Source organism: Microbulbifer hydrolyticus (assembly GCF_009931115.1).
GTDB classification, from domain to species: domain Bacteria; phylum Pseudomonadota; class Gammaproteobacteria; order Pseudomonadales; family Cellvibrionaceae; genus Microbulbifer; species Microbulbifer hydrolyticus.
In genome coordinates this window covers 1,020,001-1,040,249 of the sequence record NZ_CP047491.1, presented here as the reverse complement: position 1 = coordinate 1,040,249, position 20,249 = coordinate 1,020,001, and the positions used below count along the sequence as shown (strand labels likewise).

General features: G+C 57.2%; 16 protein-coding genes and 2 rRNA genes (1 of these 18 running past the window's edge). 4 read left to right on the top strand and 14 right to left on the bottom strand.

The window, feature by feature from the left end; translation table 11 throughout:
• The first annotated feature begins 168 nt into the window (after positions 1-168).
• Positions 169-2,259, top strand: coding sequence for a M13 family metallopeptidase (locus GTQ55_RS04370; protein ID WP_161857634.1), 2,091 nt, complete (start codon positions 169-171; stop codon positions 2,257-2,259).
• A gap of 116 nt (positions 2,260-2,375) precedes the next feature.
• On the top strand, positions 2,376-4,262 hold the full coding sequence (locus GTQ55_RS04365) for an MFS transporter (protein ID WP_161857633.1): 1,887 nt from the start codon (positions 2,376-2,378) through the stop codon (positions 4,260-4,262).
• Positions 4,263-4,430: 168 nt separating this feature from the next.
• Here GTQ55_RS04365 and tpx read toward each other — a convergent pair whose 3' ends face one another.
• The 6 genes from tpx to GTQ55_RS04335 all read right to left on the bottom strand — a co-directional run bounded on the left by tpx (position 4,431) and on the right by GTQ55_RS04335 (position 9,959).
• Complete coding sequence (tpx, locus tag GTQ55_RS04360; RefSeq protein ID WP_161857632.1) at positions 4,431-4,925, bottom strand: thiol peroxidase; 495 nt, start codon at positions 4,923-4,925, stop codon at positions 4,431-4,433.
• Positions 4,926-5,087: 162 nt separating this feature from the next.
• On the bottom strand, positions 5,088-6,494 hold the full coding sequence (locus GTQ55_RS04355; RefSeq protein WP_161857631.1) for a M20/M25/M40 family metallo-hydrolase: 1,407 nt from the start codon (positions 6,492-6,494) through the stop codon (positions 5,088-5,090).
• A 56-nt stretch (positions 6,495-6,550) separates the two neighbouring features.
• Complete coding sequence (locus GTQ55_RS04350; protein ID WP_161857630.1) at positions 6,551-6,898, bottom strand: hypothetical protein; 348 nt, start codon at positions 6,896-6,898, stop codon at positions 6,551-6,553.
• 40 nt (positions 6,899-6,938) lie between these two features.
• Entirely contained in the window at positions 6,939-7,706 is a 768-nt protein-coding gene (locus tag GTQ55_RS04345) for a TSUP family transporter (protein ID WP_161857629.1), read from the bottom strand.
• 10 nt (positions 7,707-7,716) lie between these two features.
• A complete protein-coding gene (locus GTQ55_RS04340) occupies positions 7,717-8,367 on the bottom strand; it encodes a 1-acyl-sn-glycerol-3-phosphate acyltransferase (RefSeq protein ID WP_237567822.1) in 651 nt (216 codons plus the stop codon).
• 8 nt (positions 8,368-8,375) lie between these two features.
• Positions 8,376-9,959 carry a peptide chain release factor 3 gene (locus GTQ55_RS04335; protein ID WP_161857628.1) on the bottom strand — a complete coding sequence of 528 codons (1,584 nt, stop codon included), beginning with the start codon at positions 9,957-9,959 and terminating at the stop codon, positions 8,376-8,378.
• A 182-nt stretch (positions 9,960-10,141) separates the two neighbouring features.
• On the opposite strand from GTQ55_RS04335, the gene GTQ55_RS04330 reads away from it, so the two are divergent.
• The gene (locus GTQ55_RS04330; protein ID WP_161857627.1) at positions 10,142-11,914 is read left to right on the top strand and encodes an aminopeptidase P family protein; all 1,773 of its coding nucleotides are present in this window, start codon (positions 10,142-10,144) and stop codon (positions 11,912-11,914) included.
• A 74-nt stretch (positions 11,915-11,988) separates the two neighbouring features.
• Here the strand turns inward: GTQ55_RS04330 and GTQ55_RS04325 are convergent, their stop codons facing one another.
• The 6 genes from GTQ55_RS04325 to GTQ55_RS04300 form a co-directional block, all read right to left on the bottom strand.
• A complete protein-coding gene (locus tag GTQ55_RS04325; protein WP_161857626.1) occupies positions 11,989-13,362 on the bottom strand; it encodes an MATE family efflux transporter in 1,374 nt (457 codons plus the stop codon).
• Positions 13,363-13,441: 79 nt separating this feature from the next.
• Positions 13,442-13,900: a ribosomal protein S18-alanine N-acetyltransferase gene (gene rimI / locus GTQ55_RS04320; RefSeq protein WP_161857625.1), complete on the bottom strand. Its 459-nt coding sequence runs from the start codon at positions 13,898-13,900 to the stop codon at positions 13,442-13,444.
• Between the two features lie 104 nt (positions 13,901-14,004).
• Positions 14,005-14,814, bottom strand: coding sequence for a hypothetical protein (locus GTQ55_RS04315; protein ID WP_161857624.1), 810 nt, complete (start codon positions 14,812-14,814; stop codon positions 14,005-14,007).
• Positions 14,815-14,838: 24 nt separating this feature from the next.
• A complete protein-coding gene (locus GTQ55_RS04310; protein WP_161857623.1) occupies positions 14,839-16,374 on the bottom strand; it encodes a 2-isopropylmalate synthase in 1,536 nt (511 codons plus the stop codon).
• Between the two features lie 511 nt (positions 16,375-16,885).
• On the bottom strand, positions 16,886-17,380 hold the full coding sequence (locus tag GTQ55_RS17885; protein WP_272927889.1) for a MarR family winged helix-turn-helix transcriptional regulator: 495 nt from the start codon (positions 17,378-17,380) through the stop codon (positions 16,886-16,888).
• Positions 17,377-17,856 (bottom strand): glutathione peroxidase, encoded by a 480-nt coding sequence (locus GTQ55_RS04300; protein WP_161857622.1) that lies wholly within the window; start codon positions 17,854-17,856, stop codon positions 17,377-17,379. Before GTQ55_RS04300 ends, GTQ55_RS17885 begins: the two co-directional genes overlap by 4 nt.
• A gap of 135 nt (positions 17,857-17,991) precedes the next feature.
• Between GTQ55_RS04300 and GTQ55_RS17880 the strand changes: the two genes are divergently transcribed.
• A complete protein-coding gene (locus tag GTQ55_RS17880) occupies positions 17,992-18,276 on the top strand; it encodes a hypothetical protein (protein WP_237567821.1) in 285 nt (94 codons plus the stop codon).
• Here GTQ55_RS17880 and rrf read toward each other — a convergent pair.
• Positions 18,271-18,386: ribosomal RNA gene (gene rrf, locus GTQ55_RS04290) — 5S ribosomal RNA — on the bottom strand. The two genes, GTQ55_RS17880 and rrf, sit on opposite strands and share 6 nt — an antisense overlap.
• A 226-nt stretch (positions 18,387-18,612) precedes the next feature.
• A 23S ribosomal RNA gene (locus GTQ55_RS04285) occupies positions 18,613-20,249 on the bottom strand; it runs 1,246 nt beyond the window's last position.

Genomic DNA, 20,249 nt, shown 5'->3' with positions numbered 1-20,249 from the left:
AAAACCCCGCTTCGCGGGGTTTTTTATTGCCCGAAATCCGTCGCTCCTGCCCTGCAACTGGCCGCATGCCCGCTTGCCCGACCCCAATCTCGGTGCATACTATGGGATTGACCCGATTGTCACCCGGTCCATAGACCGATCACGTATAACAAGCCCAAAAGGCCAACTATGAAAAAACTGCTTCTTCCCCTGGCAATTGCCGGCATCATCTCCGGCACGGCTCTGACCGGCTGTTCGCAATCCGAAAGCCCCAAGGCAGACACCACCCAGACCAGCACTTCCGCTGCTGAAGCCTCCGCCATTCAGGTCGCCGAGCTGGGCTCCGGCATCGACCTGAGCGCCATGGATACTAGCGTGCGCCCGCAGGACGACTTCTACAGCTTCGTTAACGGCAAGTGGATGGAAACCACTGAAATCCCCGCGGACAAATCCCGCTGGGGTGGTTTCAGCATTCTCCGCGACAAGGCAACCGAGGAAGTAAAGGCCCTGATCATGGAAGCCGGCGACCATGCCGATAGCACTGGAGCCAAACAGATCGGCGACCTGTACAACAGCTTTATGAACGAAGAGCTGATCGAGAAGAAGGGTCTCAACGCGATTTCCGGCGAACTGGCCAAGGTCGATGCGATCCAGTCGCAGAAAGATCTGACCGACTTTTTCGCCTATGCCGATACCGTGGGCTACGACGCACCTTTCGGTGGCACTATTTATCAGGACCTCAAGCAGGTCGAAAATTACATCACTTTCATGTGGCAGGCGGGCCTCGGCCTTCCGGATCGTGACTACTACTTCGACGACTCCGAAAAAGGACAGAAGCTACAGCAGGCCTACCGCGACTACCTGGTCGAGATGCAACAGATTGCCGGCCTGGAGAACGCCGAAGAATTTGCGGACAAACTGTTCAATCTGGAGAAAAGCCTGGCTGAGCACCATCGCACCCGCGTGGAAAACCGGGATCCGGACAAGTACTACAACAAGAGAACCGTCGCCGAGCTGAAAGAGATGATGCCCGCAGTTGACTGGGACAGCTACCTGCAGAAAGCACACCTGGAAAAGGCCGAAGAGTTTATTGTCGGTCAGCCGGAATACCTCGAAGCTGCCAACGACATCATTGCGGACACCGAACTGGATACCTGGAAGCGCTACCTGAAGATCAAAGTACTTTCCGCTGCAGCACCCTACATGCACAGCGAAATTGCCCAGGCCAACTTTGATTTCTATGGCACCACCATTCGCGGCACCAAAGAAATGGAACCCCGCTGGAAGCGTGCAGTACAGTTCGTCAATGGTTCCGTGGGTGAACTCGTCGGCCAGCGGTACGTGGAAAAATACTTCCCGCCGGAAGCCAAGGCTCGCATGGTTAAGCTGGTGGACAATCTGAAGGCTGCCTATAAAGAATCCATCGAATCCCTGGCCTGGATGAGTGAAGACACCAAGAAAGAAGCGCTGACCAAGCTGGCCAACTTCACCACCAAGATCGGTTATCCGGACAAATGGCGCGACTACAGCGACCTGCAGGTAAGTGCCGACGATCTGGTGGGCAATGCCCTCGCCGCCACTCTGTTTGAAACCATGCACGAGCGCGACAAGCTGGGTAAACCGCTGGACCGCGGTGAGTGGGGCATGAGCCCGCAGACCGTGAACGCCTACTACAACCCGGCAATGAACGAGATCGTGTTCCCGGCCGCTATCCTGCAGCCGCCCTTCTTCAATATGAATGCGGAAGATGCCGTGAACTACGGTGGCATCGGCGGTGTAATCGGCCACGAAATCGGCCACGGCTTCGACGACAAGGGCAGCAAGTTCGATGGCAAGGGCTACCTGAATAACTGGTGGACCGACTCCGACCGCGCCAACTTTGAAGGCCTCACCAACAAGCTGGTTGCCCAGTACAATGGTTTCGAGCCGCTGGAAGACGAGCACGTAAATGGCGAGCTGACCCTTGGTGAGAACATTGGTGACCTGTCCGGTCTCGGCATCGCCTACAAGGCGTACAAGATGTCCCTGAACGGCGAGGAAGCACCGGTGCTCGACGGCTTCAATGGCGACCAGCGTGTATTCCTGGGCTGGGCACAGGTATGGCGCAGCAAAATGCGCGAGGAAGCCTTGAGCGAGCGCCTGAAAACCGACCCGCACTCACCCGCGGAGTACCGTGTACAGGGTGTTCTGCCCAATATCGACGCGTTCTATTCCGCGTTCGATGTAAAAGAGGGTGACGGTATGTACCTTCCGGAAGAAGAGCGTGTCGTTATCTGGTAACACCGCCCTTGACTGAACAAGCCCCGCTCTGCGGGGCTTTTTTATTGCAGATGTTACTGTCCCCTATCCCTTCGAATGGCTTACCATAGTTCGCAAAGGACTTTGGGGAGACCATCATGGCCCACAAGAACCAGTTTCAACTGCTGGCTACCCGCCGCTTTCTGCCGTTCTTCTGCACTCAGTCCCTGGGCGCGTTTAACGACAATGTGTTCAAGAATGCGCTAATCGTAATGATCGCGTTCCGGCTTGCCACCAGTGAAGCGAACTTTCTGATCAACCTTGCCGCCGGGCTGTTTATCTTGCCGTTTTTCCTGTTCTCCGCCACCGCCGGGCAGGTGGCCGACAAGCTCGATAAAAGCACACTGATCCGACGTATCAAACTCGCTGAAATAGGTATCGCACTACTCGGTATCAGCGCACTCTACAGCGGCAATAATTATCTCTGCCTGGGTGTCCTGTTTCTGCTCGGGGTGCAATCGGCATTTTTCGGGCCGGTGAAGTACGCGATCCTGCCGCAGCACCTGCAGAAAACCGAGCTGGTGGGCGGCAATGCACTGGTGGAAATGGGTACTTTCGTTTCCATTCTCACCGGCACCATTGTCGGCGGATTACTGGCCGGTTTTACCGGTGAAGGAGAATCCGGGTTGCTGTGGATCTCCACCGTGATTCTGGTCACGGCCATCACCGGCTACCTGGTAAGTCGCGCTATCCCCAAGGCGGCTCCACCTGCGCCGGACCTGAAGATCAACTACAACCCCGTCACCCAGACCGTCCGCATCCTGAAGGAAGCCGCGAAAAAGCCCGCGGTGTTTTACGCGATTATCGGAATTTCCTGGTTCTGGCTGCTGGGAGCGGCCTACCTGACACAGATCCCAAGCCTCACGCGCAATGTACTCGGTGGTAGCGAATCACTGGTTACCCTGCTGCTCTGCTGCTTCACCATCGGTGTAGCCATCGGATCGCTGCTGTGTGGACGACTGTCTGGTGGACGGGTGGAATTAGGACTTGTGCCCATCGGTGCTGCAGGTTTGACCGTCGTGGGCATTCTATTGGCTACTACAACGGGCAGTTACCAACCTCCGGCAGAAGCCACCATTGCAGCCTTCTGGGCGAATGATGGCGCTCTGGGAATTCTCGTTAACCTGACACTGATTGGTATCTTCGGCGGTTTCTTTATCGTGCCCCTCTATTCCATGATGCAGGAGCGGTCGGATCCCGAAATTCGCGCGCGGATCATTGCCGTTAATAACGTGTTCAATGCGTTGTTTATGGTGGTCGCTGCGGTGCTGGGGATCGTTTTCCTGAACGTTCTCGACGCAACCATTCCGCAGTTCTTCCTCATCATCGCGCTGATGAATGCAGCCGTGGCTATTTTCGTATTCAACCGGGTACCAGAATTCGCCATGCGCCTGCTGATCTGGCTGCTGTCGCACACCATGTACCGGGTGAAGCATCAGGGACTTGAAAAAATCCCCGCCGAAGGCGCGGCCATTATCGCCTGCAACCATGTGAGCTATGTGGACGCGCTGCTATTGGCCGGTGCGATACGCCGCCCCATCCGCTTTATCATGTACAAGCCCATTTATGAAATTCCGGTACTGCACTTCATCTTCAAGACCAGCCGCGCCATTCCCATCTGCTCACGACAGCGGGACCCGGAGGGCTACGCCAGGGCATTTGAAGAAATTGAGCAGGGACTGAAAGACGGCGACCTGCTATGCATCTTCCCCGAGGGCCAGCTAACCAAAGATGGCGAGCTACAACCGTTCAAGGCGGGGATTGAAAAAATCCTGCAGCGCACACCGGTACCGGTCATTCCCATGGCGTTGCGCGGCCTGTGGGGGAGTTTCTTCAGCCACAAAGACGGGCACGCGTTCAGCACGCTACCAAAGCGATTCTGGTCCAGGGTGTGTGTGGTAGCGGATCAGCCGCTTGAGGCATCGGCGGTAAAACTGGATGAGCTTCAGGAACGGGTGCTGGGGCTCAGGGGAGAACAGCGTTAACCATCCTTAACCCTGCGGAAAACCGGTAGACATTTTCTTGCAGCTGCTCGATCTGGTAGTCGACTGCTGCCGCAGCGGTGTCGACAACAGGCAACACGCACAAAAAAAAGGGCCGCCATGAACCTCCTGAGATTGTTCATTGCGGCCCCAGATCTCGAGCTTGCAGGTTTAAAGCGCAGTGAGCGCACTCTCGTAGTCCGGCTCTTCAGTGATTTCGGCAACCTGCTCGGTATAGGCGACCTTGCCACTCTCGTCGATTACGACAACCGCGCGGGACAACAAACCGGTGAGCGGGCCACTTTTGAAGGTGACACCGTAATCGCTGCCGAAGTCGGAGCGAAACGCCGAACCCAGTTTCACGTTCTCGATACCTTCGGCACCACAGAAGCGGGTCATGGCGAACGGTAGATCCGCAGAGACACAGACCACGACGGCATTGTCCAGCGCGGCGGCCTTTTCATTGAAGGTGCGAACCGACATGGCACAGGTGCCGGTGTCCACAGACGGGAAAATATTCAGCACGATGCGCTTGCCTGCCAGGCTTTCCAGTGTGAGATCGGAAAGGTCGCCCTGCACCAGAGTGAATGCTGGCGCCTGACTGCCCGCCGCGGGCAGTTCACCGACGGTTTCCACCGGGTTTCCCTTCATTGTGACTGTTGCCATGGTGTGCTCCTCAGATTCTGTTATTTACTTCAGGTGAATGTAGTCGAAGCATGCACGACGCGAAAAAACAAAGTCAATGAAGTTGCGGGTAAGGCAATTGTCACGACAATAAAAAACCCCGCGATTGCGGGGTTTCAGGATTTGAGTATCACTACTTCGGGATCAGTGCTCCGTCGGAACGCGACCGAAGTCCCCTTCCATCTCCGCGGCAAGGAAAGACATCACTACCCAGGCCGCCACGTTCTGTTTGAGGTTCTCCGGGTCCACCTTGTCCAGCGTATCGTTGGGGGTATGGTGATAGTCGAAATAGTCGCTACCATCCTGGTACAGCCCCATTGCCGGCACGCCCTGAGCGACGAAAACACTGCTATCCGGGCCACCGGAGGACTTGTTATTGCCGCGCTCGATTCCCAGTGGGGCCAGCAGCTGCATCATCTGGTCGGCGATTGCGAATTTGCTCTCAGGAATACGGGTGTCAAAACGCCAGACCTTGCCAGCACCAAAATCCGACTCGGAAACCATAATGATCTTGTCCAGGTCGTTCTGGTGCGCATCCACATACTGCTTCGCACCGACCAGGCCGATCTCCTCCGCACCGAACAATACAACACGCAGGGTACGTCGTGGACGCTGCGGCAGTTCCGCGATCAGGCGTGCGGTTTCCGTCACGATGGCAACACCGGCGCCATCGTCCAGTGCCCCGGTGCCCTCATCCCAGCTATCGAGGTGCGCGCCAATCAACACTACTTCTTCCGGCTTTTCACGACCGACCACTTCACCGATCACGTTGAACGAGGGGCCGTCAGCCAGCGCCTCATTGTGTACGTTCAGCTTCACTTCCACCGGCTTGCCGCGCTTTAACATGGCCTCCAGCAGGTTGGCGTCTGGTGCGGACAGGGCGAGTGCCGGTACCGGATTTTCGACACCGTCGATGGACATCATGCCGGTGTGGGGAAAGCGATCGGAGTCGGTGCCCACGGAGCGCAGCAGCATGGCTGCCGCCCCTTTTTCCGCCGCGGCACGCATACCCTGGCTGCGGCCCTGTACAGCAGGACCATAGCCTTCACCGGTACGGGCGCGCTCCATGCGCTTGTTAATAAACGCAATCTTGCCTTTCACCTTGCGCGCCGGCGCTTTCAGCAGTGCTTCGACATCGGCAAATTCAACGATTTCCGCGGTGAGGCCACCTTCCGGAGTGGAGGCACCATAGCCCAGGGAGGTCACCACCAGCGGCTGCGGGAAAGGTGCCGTCACTTCGGCGTGTGCGTGGCCGCGCGCCCAGCGTTTCACATCGATCTGCTCGGTGTAGACACGATCAAACCCCAGCGCCTTCATTTTTTCCTGTGCCCAGGCCACGGCGCGCTCATCGCCTTTGGTGCCAGCGCGACGGGGTCCCACCTCCACCGTCAGGGATTCGACGATGCTGTACGCATCGGAAGACTCCAATGCGCGATCCCGCAGCACTTCCGCCACGGACAGGTCTTCCTGCTTGAGCGGCGCAGCTTGCGCGGTGACCGCCAACAGCGCTACCGACAGCCCGCCGGTAAACTTTTTCAGGGATTTCAGCATGATCTCTCCAATTACAACGTTGAGAATTTTTATAGGGATTAAATCAGTTATCAGGGTCAATCAGTGTCACTTTGCGGCGGTAGCGCCAGCAGGCGCTCGCGCACCTCGCGCAGCCGTGTCAGGCCGGCATCGGAAAACAGATAAGGCAGTTTACCGGTGTACTCGTCCTCTTCAATCTGCAGACACTCCAGCCTCAGCTTTTCCAGCGGCGGATCGTGTCGCATCGGGTAGCCGATCAACACCCGCCACTCATTGTCATCCGCCTGCCCGGTGATCACATCTTCCAGCCCCTGCTGGAACTGCTCCCGCTCCAACCGGAAGCGCGGGGTACGCATGTGCATCAACCCCCAGACAATGACCGCGAACACACAAAATGCCACGCATAGTGTTATGACGATGGTCACCGCAAATCCCTCCTCGATTACCCTGTACCGCCGGAGGTGCTTACGCTTCCAGCAACAGGCGAATGGCCATTGCCACGGTCACAACAATGATCACCGGCTTGACCAGGCCCGCACCGCGCGCAATCACCAGGCTCGAACCCAGCCTTGCCCCCACAAACTGCGCCGCAGACATACAGAGTGCAAGCCCCCACAGCAGGTGCCCACCCAGCATGAAAATCACCATGGCAGTGGCATTGGTGGCCAGCACCAGGGGCTTTGTATGTGCCGTGGCCCTGCGCATGTTGTACCCCAGCAGCGCGGCGAATGCGAGGGCGTACAGGGAGCCCATGCCAGGGCCAAAGAACCCTCCATAGAAACCGATACCACCACCAACCAGCAGGTTGAACCAGCCATTGCCCATACGTGGAGTACCGTCGCGGTCGGAAATCCGTGGCGAGAAGGCGAAATACAACGAGAGAGCAATCAGCAATATCGGTAACAGGGTACGCAGCTGGTCTCCGCCCAAGCGCGTCACCGCCCACACCCCCAGGGCCGAGCCGGCCGCAGAGGCCAATATCCCGGGCCACAGAGGCCGCAAGTTCAGATGTCCCTTCTGGAAGAAATTGAGCGTCGACGACAGGGTGCCGAAGACGCTCTGGAATTTATTGGTTCCCAACGCGTCCAGCGGCGGAATACCGGCCCACAGCAGGGCCGGGAGGGTCAGCATCCCGCCGGCGCCGGCGATCGAGCTGATAAATCCCGCGGCAAAGGCCACCGCCGACAGGATCAAATACAGGTTGGGGGAAAGCTCGCCAGTTATGGTCTGCACCTTGGGATCGTCAGGCGATATCCGTCTGGTTTTCCGGATTGCGGCCGCGATACTTGCTGAAACGCTTCTGAACTTCCTGCATATCCGCCTCCAGGTTACCGGTGGTGTGGAAGACCGAATCTATGCAGATGCGCTTTGTAGGGAAGTCCCAGGCAATCAGCAAGATAGGCACCTGTGCCGCGTGGGCAATACGCAGGAAACCATTTTTCCACTTGGTGGCCTTTTTGCGCGTGCCTTCCGGGGTGATGGCTACCCACATTTTGTCATTTTGCTTGAACTGGCTGGCCACTTGCTTGGCCATCCCGCCAGCGGCAGAGCGGTCGGTGGGAATACCACCCAACGACATGAAAATACCTTTAAACGGGAAGAAAAAGGCCTCTTTTTTCATCAACCAGGAAGCTTTCAGTTTCAATGCCATGATGAACGGCATGGCCACGATAAAGTCCCAGTTGGAGGTATGCGGGGCCAGAGCCACCATCAGCTTTTTCTCGTGGGGAAATTCCCCATCAAACCGCCAGCCCAGCATTTTGACAATCAGCAGGCCAACCCCCTTGGTAAACCAGTTGCCAGTACGCGGCATCTCCTCTGGCAGCTGTGTGGGAATCGTTGTTTTCTTTACGGCAGTCACTGCAACAATCTCTTCAGGTTTTTGCGGGTTCATATTCTGAATCAGTGCTCACGAGTGGCGTAGAAGCGCACATCCGGGTAACGCTCCTCTGCCAGCTGCAGGTTCACGCGGGTGGGCGCCAGGTAGGTCAGGTGCCCCGACCCGTCCAGTGCCAGGTTGATACTGGCCTTGCGCTTGAAGTTTTCCAGCTCCTTGGCACTTTCGCTATCGACCCAGCGCGCGGTGTTCACATTCACGTTTTCGTAGATGGCTTCCACCTTGTACTCGTCTTTCAGACGGTAAGCCACCACCTCAAACTGCAGCACCCCCACAGCACCGACAATGATGTCGTTGTTGTCCAGCGGGAAAAATACCTGCGTGGAACCCTCTTCCGACAGCTGCTGCAGGCCCTTCTGTAACTGCTTCAGTTTAAGCGGGTCCTTCAGGCGAATACGGCGGAACAGTTCCGGTGCAAAGTTGGGGATACCGGTAAATTTCAGGCTCTCACCCTCAGTAAAGGTATCGCCGATCTGGATGGTACCGTGGTTGTGCAGACCGATAATATCGCCGGCAATGGCCTCTTCCACATGGGTGCGGTCGCCGGCCATAAAGGTGACGGCATCGGCAATTTTTACATCCTTGCCGAGCCGCACGTGTTTCATTTTCATACCGCGGCGGTAGGTACCCGAACAGACCCGCATAAAGGCGATGCGGTCACGATGTTTAGGATCCATATTCGCCTGGATCTTGAAAACAAAGCCGGAAAACTTGTCTTCGCTGGGCTGTACTTCGCGCTCGTTGGTCGCGCGCGACTGCGGGCCCGGCGCCCACTCGACAAACCCGTCCAGCATCTCGCGCACGCCGAAGTTGCCGAGCGCGGTACCGAAGAACACCGGGGTCAGCTTGCCGGCACGGTAAGCTTCCAGGTCGAATTCGTGGGTGGCGCCACGCACCAGCTCGATTTCTTCACGGATATCATCCGCATCCTCGCCCAGCAGCGCCGTAGCCTCGTCGGAGTCCAGCCCCTCGATCCGGGTGTCCTCCGGGATAGTGTGCCCCTGCCCTTGTTTGAACACATGGATGGTGTCGGTATAGAGGTTGTACACGCCCTTGAAGTGCTTGCCGGATCCCAGCGGCCAGTTGATTGGCGCGGCCTGGATGTTCAGCACCTCCTCGATCTCATCCATCACCTCAATGGGGTCACGGATATCGCGGTCGAGCTTGTTGATAAACGACAGGATCGGCGTGGTACGCAGGCGACAAACGTTCATCAGTTTGATGGTACGGTCCTCGACACCCTTGGCGCCGTCGATGACCATCAGCGCGGAGTCCACCGCGGTCAGTACCCGGTAGGTATCTTCGGAGAAGTCCTCGTGCCCCGGTGTATCGAGCAGGTTCACCACCCGCTGCTTGTAGGGGAACTGCATCACGGAGGAGGTGACCGAGATACCCCGCTCCTGCTCCATGGTCATCCAGTCCGAACGCGCGTGCGGGCCTTTCTTGCCCTTGACCGAGCCCGCCAGCTGGATGGCATTTCCGAACAGCAGCAGCTTTTCGGTCACCGTGGTCTTACCGGCGTCCGGGTGGGAGATGATGGCGAAGGTACGGCGGCCGTTGATGCCCGCCAGGTTCGAAGACTGACCCATAATGCAACTTGAGACTGGATAAAAAACAGGCGCGCATTATACACGTCTGCCGCGCCAGAATCGCTGGCAAAGACGATAGGTGAGGCCTAGACTGCCGCAAATCTGGAACATAACTGCCGGCCCGGGCGCAAAGACACGGCAGGCCCGGTATCGCCACACCCCATAAGATTTCGAGGTGAACAATGAGTCAGGAACGATTGGAAGCGCTGCAACAGGGGTTGTCTGAACAGCAGTTACAGGGATTCCTGGTGCCCCGGTGCGACGAGTACCAGAACGAATATGTGCCCGCCGCCGACGAGCGTCTCGCCTGGCTTACCGGATTTACCGGTTCCGCCGGCCTGGCCGCAGTGACCAACAGCCGCAGCGCACTGTTTGTGGATGGCCGCTACACCATCCAGGCAAAGCAGCAGATCGGCAACCAGCCGATTGAGCAACAAAGCCTGGCGCCAGCCGACGTCGCCAACTGGCTTTGCGACGCAATGCGCGAAGGGGACACCCTCGGCTACGACCCGCGCCTGCATACCCAGCCCGGGCTCGCCCCCCTCAAAAAACGCCTCGATGAATGCGGTATCAAGCTACAGGCTGTGGACATCAACCCCGTTGATAGCGTGTGGAGCGATCGCCCCGCGCCCCCCAGCGGTGCAGCGCACCCCCACCCTCAGACCTTTACCGGTGAGGGATCCGCCAGCAAACGACAGCGTATCGGCAAAATACTGGGGGAAAAGAACCAGCAGGCACTCTGGCTGGCCAACCCCGAAGTCTGCGCCTGGCTATTCAATATACGTGGCAGTGACATCCCCCACTTGCCTGTCGCTCTCTCGATGGGATTCCTTTACGCCGATGGCAGCGCGACCCTGTATCTGGCGAAGAGCGCCATCGGCGATGCCCTGCGCCAGCACCTGGGTAACGATGTGGAGATAGTCAGTGACAAAGCCGCACTGTTTGCCGCTGCCGAGCGCCAGCATGTGCAGCGCGTGTGGGCAGACCCGCTACTGACCAACTGCTGGACCCTGCAAGAGTTGCGGAACCGCGAGATACAGATTCTGCTGGAACGCGACCCCATTACCGTCGCCAAGGCACGCAAGAACACCGTGGAACTGGAAGGTAGCCGCGCCGCTCATGTGCGCGATGGCGCAGCCCTGTGTGAGTTTCTGGCGGAGCTGCCTGAAGCGGTGAAGCAGGAAAATTTCGGTGAACTGGAAGCGGTCAATTTACTGCGCAGCAAGCGGGAACTGCGGGAAGGGTTTACCGATGACAGCTTCGATTCCATCTCCGGCTATGGCGGCAATGGCGCCATCGTCCACTACCGGGTAACCCCCGAATCCAGTCTCCCCATGCGCGAGGAAGGAATCTACCTGATCGACTCCGGCGGCCAGTACCCCGACGGTACCACGGATGTCACCCGCACTATCGCGCTCGGCAGTTTTCCGGGTGAAGCAAAAGAGCACTTCACCCGAGTACTCAAGGGGCATATCGCCATTGCCTCCCTGCGCTTTCCTGAGGGCACCTGCGGCGAGCAGATAGACGCGTTCGCACGCCAGTCACTGTGGAGCGTGGGGCTGGACTATGCCCACGGAACCGGGCACGGTGTCGGCAGCTTTCTGAGCGTGCACGAAGGGCCACAGCGGATCGGCAAAGCCAACACCAATGTGCCGCTGGAAGCGGGTATGATCGTTTCCAATGAGCCGGGATTTTATCGCACCGACGAATACGGCATTCGCATCGAAAATCTGATTTTCGTGAAATCGAGTGACCAATACCCGGGCTTTCTGGAATTTGAAGCGCTGACCCTCGCACCGATCGAGCGGCAACTGATCGAGCCCAGCCTGCTAACCGACAGCGAGCTGGAGTGGCTGAATGGCTACCATGCACAGGTTCGCGAAACCCTGTCCCCGCTGGTCAACGACCACACCCGATCCTGGCTGGAAGCTGCCACCCGGCCAATAGCCAGGTGACCCTCTCAATAAATTAAAACTGCGGCGCCTTACTCGAGCACAGAGTGCTCAGCTCCAGCGGGCGCCGCCCAGATTCACTTCGCTACCGCGCTGGTTAATTCGGAGCTGTGAGACTCCAGATATTTTCTCAGCCACCACCAGGCAAGCACACCCAGAACAAGGTTGGAGATCAATGTGGCGACAAACAGGCCCTGTATGCCCCACAGCCGATTTCCCAGCCAGGCTAGCGGCAGATAGACACCCAATACACGCAGGAACGAAATAAATGTACCGGGCAGCGGGTGACCGAGCCCGTTGAACGCCGCGTTGGCCGACATCACAAACCCGTAGCCGGCGTAACTGAACGGCACCAGGCTCAAGTAAGCAACCGCAACGGCGATCACTTGCGGAGAGTCACTGAACAGGGACGCCACGGGACCGCCTACAACCCAGAGTACCGCGGCCAGTATCACCCCAAATACAATGCAGAATTTCGCCATTACCGCCACCGTCTGCGACAGGCGCTCATTTAGTCCGGCACCGGCGTTCTGCCCCATAAACGGGCCCACCACAGAAGACAAGGCGTAAAACACGATCAGGGCTACAGGCTCTATACGCAGCGCAACGCCAAGTCCAGCCACCGCGTCTACGCCATGGGTGGCAACCAGTGCGACCACAACACCGCCAGACATGGGGATGATTACATTGGTGGCGATTGCCGGAAGCCCAACCGCCAGCAGGGTGCGCCAGGAATCTCGCAGCGCCGGCCACTGCCAGCTCGGCAAGGTCAGGATCTGCTCTCGCCTTACCAGGACATACAGGGCTATGGCAAAACTCAATCCGCGCGCGATCACCGTTGCCAGTGCCGCCCCCTGCAGCTCAAGGCGCGGGAAGCCGAACAGGCCAAAAATCAGCAGGGGATCGAGAATCAGGTTGAACAACGCAACGGCCATCAGGATCCGGCCGGTAAGCGAACTGTTACCGATAGCCCGCAAGGCCGACAGGGAAACCATGGGAACCACTGCGAACACGGCACCCAGATACCAGGGAACCATATAGTCTGCAATCAGCGGCAATAACCGCGCTTCAGCACCCAGAAGATGGAACAGCGGCTCGATCGTAAGCAGCCCCACGGCACTCACCGCCAGGGCGATGATCAACGCGAGAAACGTTGCGTCACTCACCAATTGTCGCACCCGCACCATGTCACCGGCACCATAGGCCCGTGCCACCGCGGATGAGGTCCCAGCCCCCAGGCCAATCGCCAGGGCGTTGATGACCATTACCACCGGAAAAGTAAAGCTCATCGCCGCCAGCGGCGCATCGCCCAGCTGCGCTACAAAATAGGTATCCACCACATTGAATGACATGGTGGCGAGAATGCCCCACACCATGGGCAAAGCCAGGCGACGCAGGTGCGCCGCGACCGGGCCTTCGAGCAGGGACGGTTGGGTACGATTGGGAGGCATGGTCATTCCGGAATTTGGCGAGGGGTTGCTATTTATCGCTGCGGCGCTGTAGCGGCGGCTGCTCCCCGATAGATGGCACTTACAATACCAGACTCATCAGCAGCGCGTCTTCCCGGCTACCGTCTGGCTTGGGATAGTAATTTTTTCGGCGACCGTCTTCAGAAAACCCGAGCTTGTGGTACAGCGCACGGGCGGGACGGTTGGAAGCGCGTACTTCGAGTAACACGCGTGCGACATCTTCCGGCAGGCGGGAAAATATTTCCTGCAATAATCGTCCTGCCACTCCCCGACGACGCCACTCTGGAGCCACGGCGACATCCAGGATTTCCATCTCGTCGAACAACCGACTGACCACGCAGCAGGCGGCAATCCCGGCTGAAACCTGGTCGCCTGAATCACCTGCACGGAATATCCAACAGGTGTGTCCTGACTCAAGACTGCCCCTGTATTGCGCCGCACTCCAGGGATGGCTGTGGGCACTGCGGGCCAATACCGCCAGAGCCTCGCAATCCGACAGCCCTGCTTTTTCGAGACGCACGGGGAGGCCGGCTGCAGAGGTGTCAGGTACAGGGGGAAAGTTGGGAGATCGGGGATTCACTGGAGGGCGACTTCCGTTGCCGGTGCTGTGTCCGGGCTTGTGATTCAGCGTCGGGTTTGCTCGGGGTAAAGTTTGCGCAACAGGTTCCACACCTCGCGCTTGCGCGCAGGCTCCTGAAGTAGCTCGGTAAGGCTCGGCATGGATACCAGGCGCACGCCCTGCCAGTCAGCCACTGCCTCGGTCATGGGCGCCGGCGCACAGAATTCCTGTGCCTGCTGCCCCATCAGCCAGATTGTCTTTACCGGCTTGCGGGCACAGGCTGCCTCCACCCAGCTACTGCAGGTATCCCTTGCATCATCGGCCCCGGCCGCCGCAGCGAACGGGCTTTCTGCCAGGGGCCAGCGTAACTTGTTTCGTTCCGACGCCAGCTGGTGCCAGCCGAGCGCGCGGACAATATTGCCAAACAGCGACTCCACCGGCAGCGCGCTACCGGGTTCACGGCTGTCTACGGCCAGAACTTCCTCACCCAAACGCCAGCAACTCAACACGAATGGCGCCACCTGCCGTTGTGGCGGTGCGACCGGTGTCACCTGGGACGCGGCTGGAGCTACACGGGTTTCCGCGGTAATACTGCCTAGCACCCGCCCCATATCTGCAGAAGGCTCAGGACGAACCTGCTCCGGGCGAGTATCGGGCTGTGCATGGGGTTCACCCGGTGTGGTCGCGGCGTCCGCGGCCACACCAGCAACGGCCGCCATTACCGCGACAGCCGCTGGCGTTGCCTCCGGACGTTCATCAGCCGGCGGAGGCAGCGGAGCCTGCAACGGCTCCGGGGCCAACGGCAGACGGAAGCGCGGCATATAGCTGGTCAGACCCAGTGCCGTGAGGTATTCCGTCCGCTGTAACTCGTTCACATTGATTCCCGATTAGGTTGCCGGTCAAACGCCCTGAGGCTTGGCGCTCTTGCTGGCCAGCAAGTTTAACGCATCCAGGTACGCTTTGGCGGACGCGACCAGAATATCGGTATCCGCACCCACGCCATTGACCAGCTTGCCATCCCGCTCGAGGCGAACCGTCACACTGCCCTGGGAATCAGTTCCCTGGGTTACCGCATTGACCGAGTACAACTGCAGGTCAGCGTTACTGCCGACAACAGACTCGATCGCCTTGAAGGTTGCATCCACCGGACCGCTGCCTTCCGCGCTGCACGCGGTTCTTTCACCGTCGATCAGCAGTTCAAGGTGCGCCTGGGGATTGCTGCCGCTTTTGCTGCGCACTTCGAGATCGGCCAACTGATAGTGCTCCACCGGATCGGCGGCACCGGAAATAAGCGACTGCAGGTCTTCGTCGAAAATCTCGTGCTTCTTGTCCGCAAGGTCCTTGAAGCGCTGGAACAACACATTGAACTCCGCTGGGTCAGCAAAGGTGATACCCAGTTCTCCATAGCGCGCTTTGACGGCCGCACGTCCGGAATGCTTGCCGAGCACGAGCCGGTTCTGCCCCCAGCCCACATCTTCAGCGCGCATGATTTCGTAGGTCTCGCGATGTTTGAGCACGCCATCCTGGTGGATACCGGATTCGTGCGCAAAGGCATTGGCACCGACAATCGCTTTGTTGGGTTGTACAGGGAATCCGGTAATTGATGACACCAGGCGGGATGTCGGCACGATTTGCGTGGTATCGAGGCCGGTCTCTACCGGGTAGAGATCCTGGCGGGTGCGCACGGCCATCACGATCTCCTCAAGGGCGGCGTTACCGGCGCGCTCACCCAGACCATTGATGGTGCACTCGACCTGGCGGACGCCATTCATCACAGCCGACAGGGAGTTGGCAACGGCGAGCCCAAGGTCGTTGTGGCAATGGGTCGAGAAAATGGCCTTGTCTGAATTCGGGACATTTTCAATGACCCGCTTGAACATGGCGCCGTACTCACCCGGTTCACCGTAACCGACAGTATCCGGGATATTAATGGTACCCGCTCCCGCCTTGATCACCTCTTCGATTATGCGGTACATGAACTCCGGCTCAGAGCGACTGCCATCTTCCAGCGAAAACTCTACGTCGTCGGTGTGCTGGCGAGCGAGTTTGACCGCTTCGACGGCCTGTCGCAGCACATCCTCCGGATCCATCTGCAATTTGTACTTCATGTGGATCGGGGAGGTGGCGATGAAGGTATGAATCCGCGAAGAATTCGCCTTCTTCAGGGACTCTGCAGCGCGAAGAATATCCGGCTTTACCGCCCGGGCGAGACTGCATACTGTCGAGTCTTTGACCGTTTCAGCCACGGCCTGAACTGCCTCAAAGTCGCCCTGGCTGGCAATCGCGAAGCCGGCCTCGATCACATCCACACGCATGCGCTCCAGCATGCTCGCAATGCGGATTTTCTCATCTTTCGTCATGGAAGCGCCGGGGCTCTGCTCGCCGTCGCGCAACGTGGTATCAAAAATGACTAATTTATCTTTTTTAGTGTTCATCAGGGCTCTTCTCCTAGTCTGGCCCGAGGCTAAACAGCCGTGGCGTTGCTGTCTATGCACTGCTCTAATTAAGTACGGAATTCTGTAGAGAGGTAGGGGGATAAAATTATATGCCGCGGCGCGGCAGTCGTAGCAGGCTTGTTAGTAGCAGGAGAGCAGCGGAGGAAGGGGCGCAGAGAAACGCCGGGCCAGATTTGGGGCAAATTGCAGAGGATCTGGAGGCCGAGGGCCGCACGACCGAGGATATCGGGCCGAAAGGGGCTACAGGGTTCATGGCTGCTGTTATCAATGTCCTGGTTATTTAAGATGCTTGCTTGAAACTAGTTGCTTGGCAGTTGGCCGCGATGATCGCGACCTGCCCGCTGGAACCCGCGCCAGAGCCCGCATCCCAGTGATGTGAACTATAAGTCGCCCAGCCACCAAACATCAAGATTCATCCTAATATGAAAGCCGCATCAGCATATTTACGCAAAGACGAACCCAACCAAGGCATAAATAAAAGATAAGCATCCTACTTGGAAGTGCCAGATTGAAGCGCGTCGAGCAGCTGCCACAATTCCCTGTGCAGTGCAGACAGCCGCTCCTGGGGTACTGCGAGTGAGTGCAGTGCGCCATCCATCCAGGCCTTGGCGGACAACTGCAGTTGCCGCGCCTTTTCGGTGACCTGTACCAGGGTAACCCGTTCATCCCGGCTTCCGCGCCGACGTGTCACATTCCCCTGTACCTCCATACGCTTTAATAGCGGAGTCAGGGTGCCGGAATCCAGCATCAGCTGGTCGCCCAGTGCACTTACGGTACAGTCTTCGGGATTTACCTTTTCATTGTCCCATTGCCACAGCACTAACAGTACGAGGTATTGCGGATAGGTAACCCCGAGCTCTCGCAGCATGGGCTGATAGGCGCGCGTCATCGCCCGTGACGTTGCGTAGAGCGCAAAACAGAGTTGCCGATCGAGGTTCAGCGACGCGCCACCAGATTCAAACAGGTCTGTTCTCCGGTCGCTCAAAGCTGCTTCTCGATATCGGCCTCGAGATCCTGCGGCTTGTCTTTTGGCGCATAGCGGTTAACCACATCTCCATCACGATTCACCAGGAATTTGGTGAAGTTCCATTTGATCCCTTCCGTCCCCAGGATTCCGGGCGCCGCCTTTTTCAACTGCGTAAATAGCGGATGGGCATTGGCGCCATTCACATCGAGCTTTGCGTATACAGGAAAGCTCACGCCGTAATTCAGCGTGCAGAACTCCTGAATCTCACTGTCACTACCGGGCTCCTGCTTGCCAAACTGATTGCACGGAAATCCCAAGATCACCAGCCCCTGGTCTTTGTATTTCCGGTACAGCTCTTCCAGCCCCTGATACTGGGGTGTGAAACCACACTTGCTCGCCGTATTTACAATCAGCAGAACTTTCCCTTTGTAGTCTTCCAGAGTCGTTGCTTGGCCGTCGTTGGCTTGAACAGGGATAGAGTAAAGGTCCGTCATTAGAAGCCTCTTTATTGAGTTTAGTTGCCTACAATTAGATTGTGCACAATCTACACCCGCGTAACGGATATATCCAGCTTTTCTCATCCACAACGGTGGGTAACTTTTCAACCTGGTAGCCATCAGACCCTATTGATGGCTCACGGCGTTACTTGTGGATTGATTTTGATAAAGTTTTTACAGTTATTCACAGGCAGGTTACGCACAGAAACCTTGGACAGAGCTGTGGGTAAGTGTGGGATATTGGGTGTGAGCGGCGTGGTTACTGGGGTTCGGGAAGCGTTTAAAAAACCGTCATCCCGAGTTTTTCAAAATAACGGCAATGAACCGCTCAATCCATCGCCAGTTTTAGGATTTCTGGCTAAAACGAAAAAAGCCCTGACCGCGTTAGCGATCAGGGCTTTTGGGATAGAAGCCTGACGATGACCTACTCTCACATGGGGAAACCCCACACTACCATCGGCGATGTTGCGTTTCACTTCTGAGTTCGGCAAGGGATCAGGTGGTTCCACAACTCTATTGTCGTCAGGCAAACTGGCTTGGGTTGGTCTGGTCTTATGGGCTTAGTGCCCTGCGCTGCCTGTTATCGCTTGTTTGCCTCGGTCACTACGGACCGGCGATAACCCCAAATAAGTCGGCGAAACATTCTGTAGTAATACACCGCAAGTCGATCAATCGATCTCTGCGTCTCTCGGCTCACAATCCACTGACCTCTCATTCGATCAATCAGTAATCGTTAGTAACCATCTCTGTTGTATGGTCAAGCCGCACGGGCAATTAGTACTGGTTAGCTCAACGCCTCACAACGCTTCCACACCCAGCCTATCAACGTGGTAGTCTTCCACGGCCCTTTAGGACTCTCAAGGAGTCAGGGAAATCTAATCTTGAAGGAGGCTTCCCGCTTAGATGCTTTCAGCGGTTATCCCGTCCGAACATAGCTACCGGGCAATGCCACTGGCGTGACAACCCGAACACCAGAGGTTCGTTCACTCCGGTCCTCTCGTACTAGGAGCAACTCTTCTCAAATTTCCAACGCCCACGGCAGATAGGGACCGAACTGTCTCACGACGTTCTAAACCCAGCTCGCGTACCACTTTAAATGGCGAACAGCCATACCCTTGGGACCGGCTTCAGCCCCAGGATGTGATGAGCCGACATCGAGGTGCCAAACACCGCCGTCGATGTGAACTCTTGGGCGGTATCAGCCTGTTATCCCCGGAGTACCTTTTATCCGTTGAGCGATGGCCCTTCCATACAGAACCACCGGATCACTATGACCTACTTTCGTACCTGCTCGTCATGTCTGACTCGCAGTCAAGCGCACTTATACCATTATGCTCATTGCATGATTTCCGACCATGCTGAGTGCACCTTCGTACTCCTCCGTTACTCTTTGGGAGGAGACCGCCCCAGTCAAACTACCCACCATACACTGTCCTCGATCCGGATTACGGACCAGAGTTAGAACCTCAAACATACCAGGGTGGTATTTCAAGGATGGCTCCACTGCAACTGGCGTCACAGCTTCAAAGCCTCCCACCTATCCTACACAAGTAGGCTCAAAGTTCAGTGCAAAGCTGTAGTAAAGGTTCACGGGGTCTTTCCGTCTAGCCGCGGGTACACTGCATCTTAACAGCGATTTCAATTTCACTGAGTCTCTGGTGGAGACAGCGTGGCCATCGTTACGCCATTCGTGCAGGTCGGAACTTACCCGACAAGGAATTTCGCTACCTTAGGACCGTTATAGTTACGGCCGCCGTTTACCGGGGCTTCGATCAAGAGCTTCGCCGAAGCTAACCCCATCAATTAACCTTCCGGCACCGGGCAGGCGTCACACCCTATACGTCCACTTACGTGTTTGCAGAGTGCTATGTTTTTAATAAACAGTCGCAGCCACCTGGTCACTTCGACCGGCCTCAGCTTAGGGAGCAAGTCCCATCACCAAAACCGGCGTACCTTCTCCCGAAGTTACGGTACCATTTTGCCTAGTTCCTTCACCAGAGTTCTCTCAAGCGCCTTGGTATTCTCTACCTGACCACCTGTGTCGGTTTAGAGTACGATTCACAATTGCCTGAAGCTTAGAAGTTTTTCCTGGAAGCATGGCATCAACCACTTCACTTACCGAAGTAAGCTTCGTCATCAGCTCTCGGCCTTAGGGACCCGGATTTGCCTAAGTCCCCAGCCTACTACCTTAAACACGGACAACCAATCGCCGTGCTGGCCTAGCCTTCTCCGTCACTCCATCGCAGCAATTGCAAGTACAGGAATATTAACCTGTTTCCCATCGACTACGGCTTTCGCCCTCGCCTTAGGGGTCGACTAACCCTGTCCCGATTAGCGTTGGACAGGAACCCTTGGTCTTCCGGCGGGGAGGTTTTTCACCCCCCTTGTCG

Coding starts and splice junctions, on each gene's coding strand:
- tpx (WP_161857632.1), bottom strand. CDS start 4,925: ATGGCAACAGTCACAATGAAGGGAAACCCGGTGGAAACCGTCGGTGAA.
- GTQ55_RS04300 (WP_161857622.1), bottom strand. CDS start 17,856: ATGACGGACCTTTACTCTATCCCTGTTCAAGCCAACGACGGCCAAGCA.
- GTQ55_RS04335 (WP_161857628.1), bottom strand. CDS start 9,959: ATGGGTCAGTCTTCGAACCTGGCGGGCATCAACGGCCGCCGTACCTTC.
- GTQ55_RS04355 (WP_161857631.1), bottom strand. CDS start 6,494: ATGCTGAAATCCCTGAAAAAGTTTACCGGCGGGCTGTCGGTAGCGCTG.
- GTQ55_RS17880 (WP_237567821.1), top strand. CDS start 17,992: ATGGCTCACGGCGTTACTTGTGGATTGATTTTGATAAAGTTTTTACAG.
- GTQ55_RS04340 (WP_237567822.1), bottom strand. CDS start 8,367: ATGAACCCGCAAAAACCTGAAGAGATTGTTGCAGTGACTGCCGTAAAG.
- GTQ55_RS04370 (WP_161857634.1), top strand. CDS start 169: ATGAAAAAACTGCTTCTTCCCCTGGCAATTGCCGGCATCATCTCCGGC.
- GTQ55_RS04325 (WP_161857626.1), bottom strand. CDS start 13,362: ATGCCTCCCAATCGTACCCAACCGTCCCTGCTCGAAGGCCCGGTCGCG.
- GTQ55_RS04310 (WP_161857623.1), bottom strand. CDS start 16,374: ATGAACACTAAAAAAGATAAATTAGTCATTTTTGATACCACGTTGCGC.
- GTQ55_RS04365 (WP_161857633.1), top strand. CDS start 2,376: ATGGCCCACAAGAACCAGTTTCAACTGCTGGCTACCCGCCGCTTTCTG.
- GTQ55_RS04330 (WP_161857627.1), top strand. CDS start 10,142: ATGAGTCAGGAACGATTGGAAGCGCTGCAACAGGGGTTGTCTGAACAG.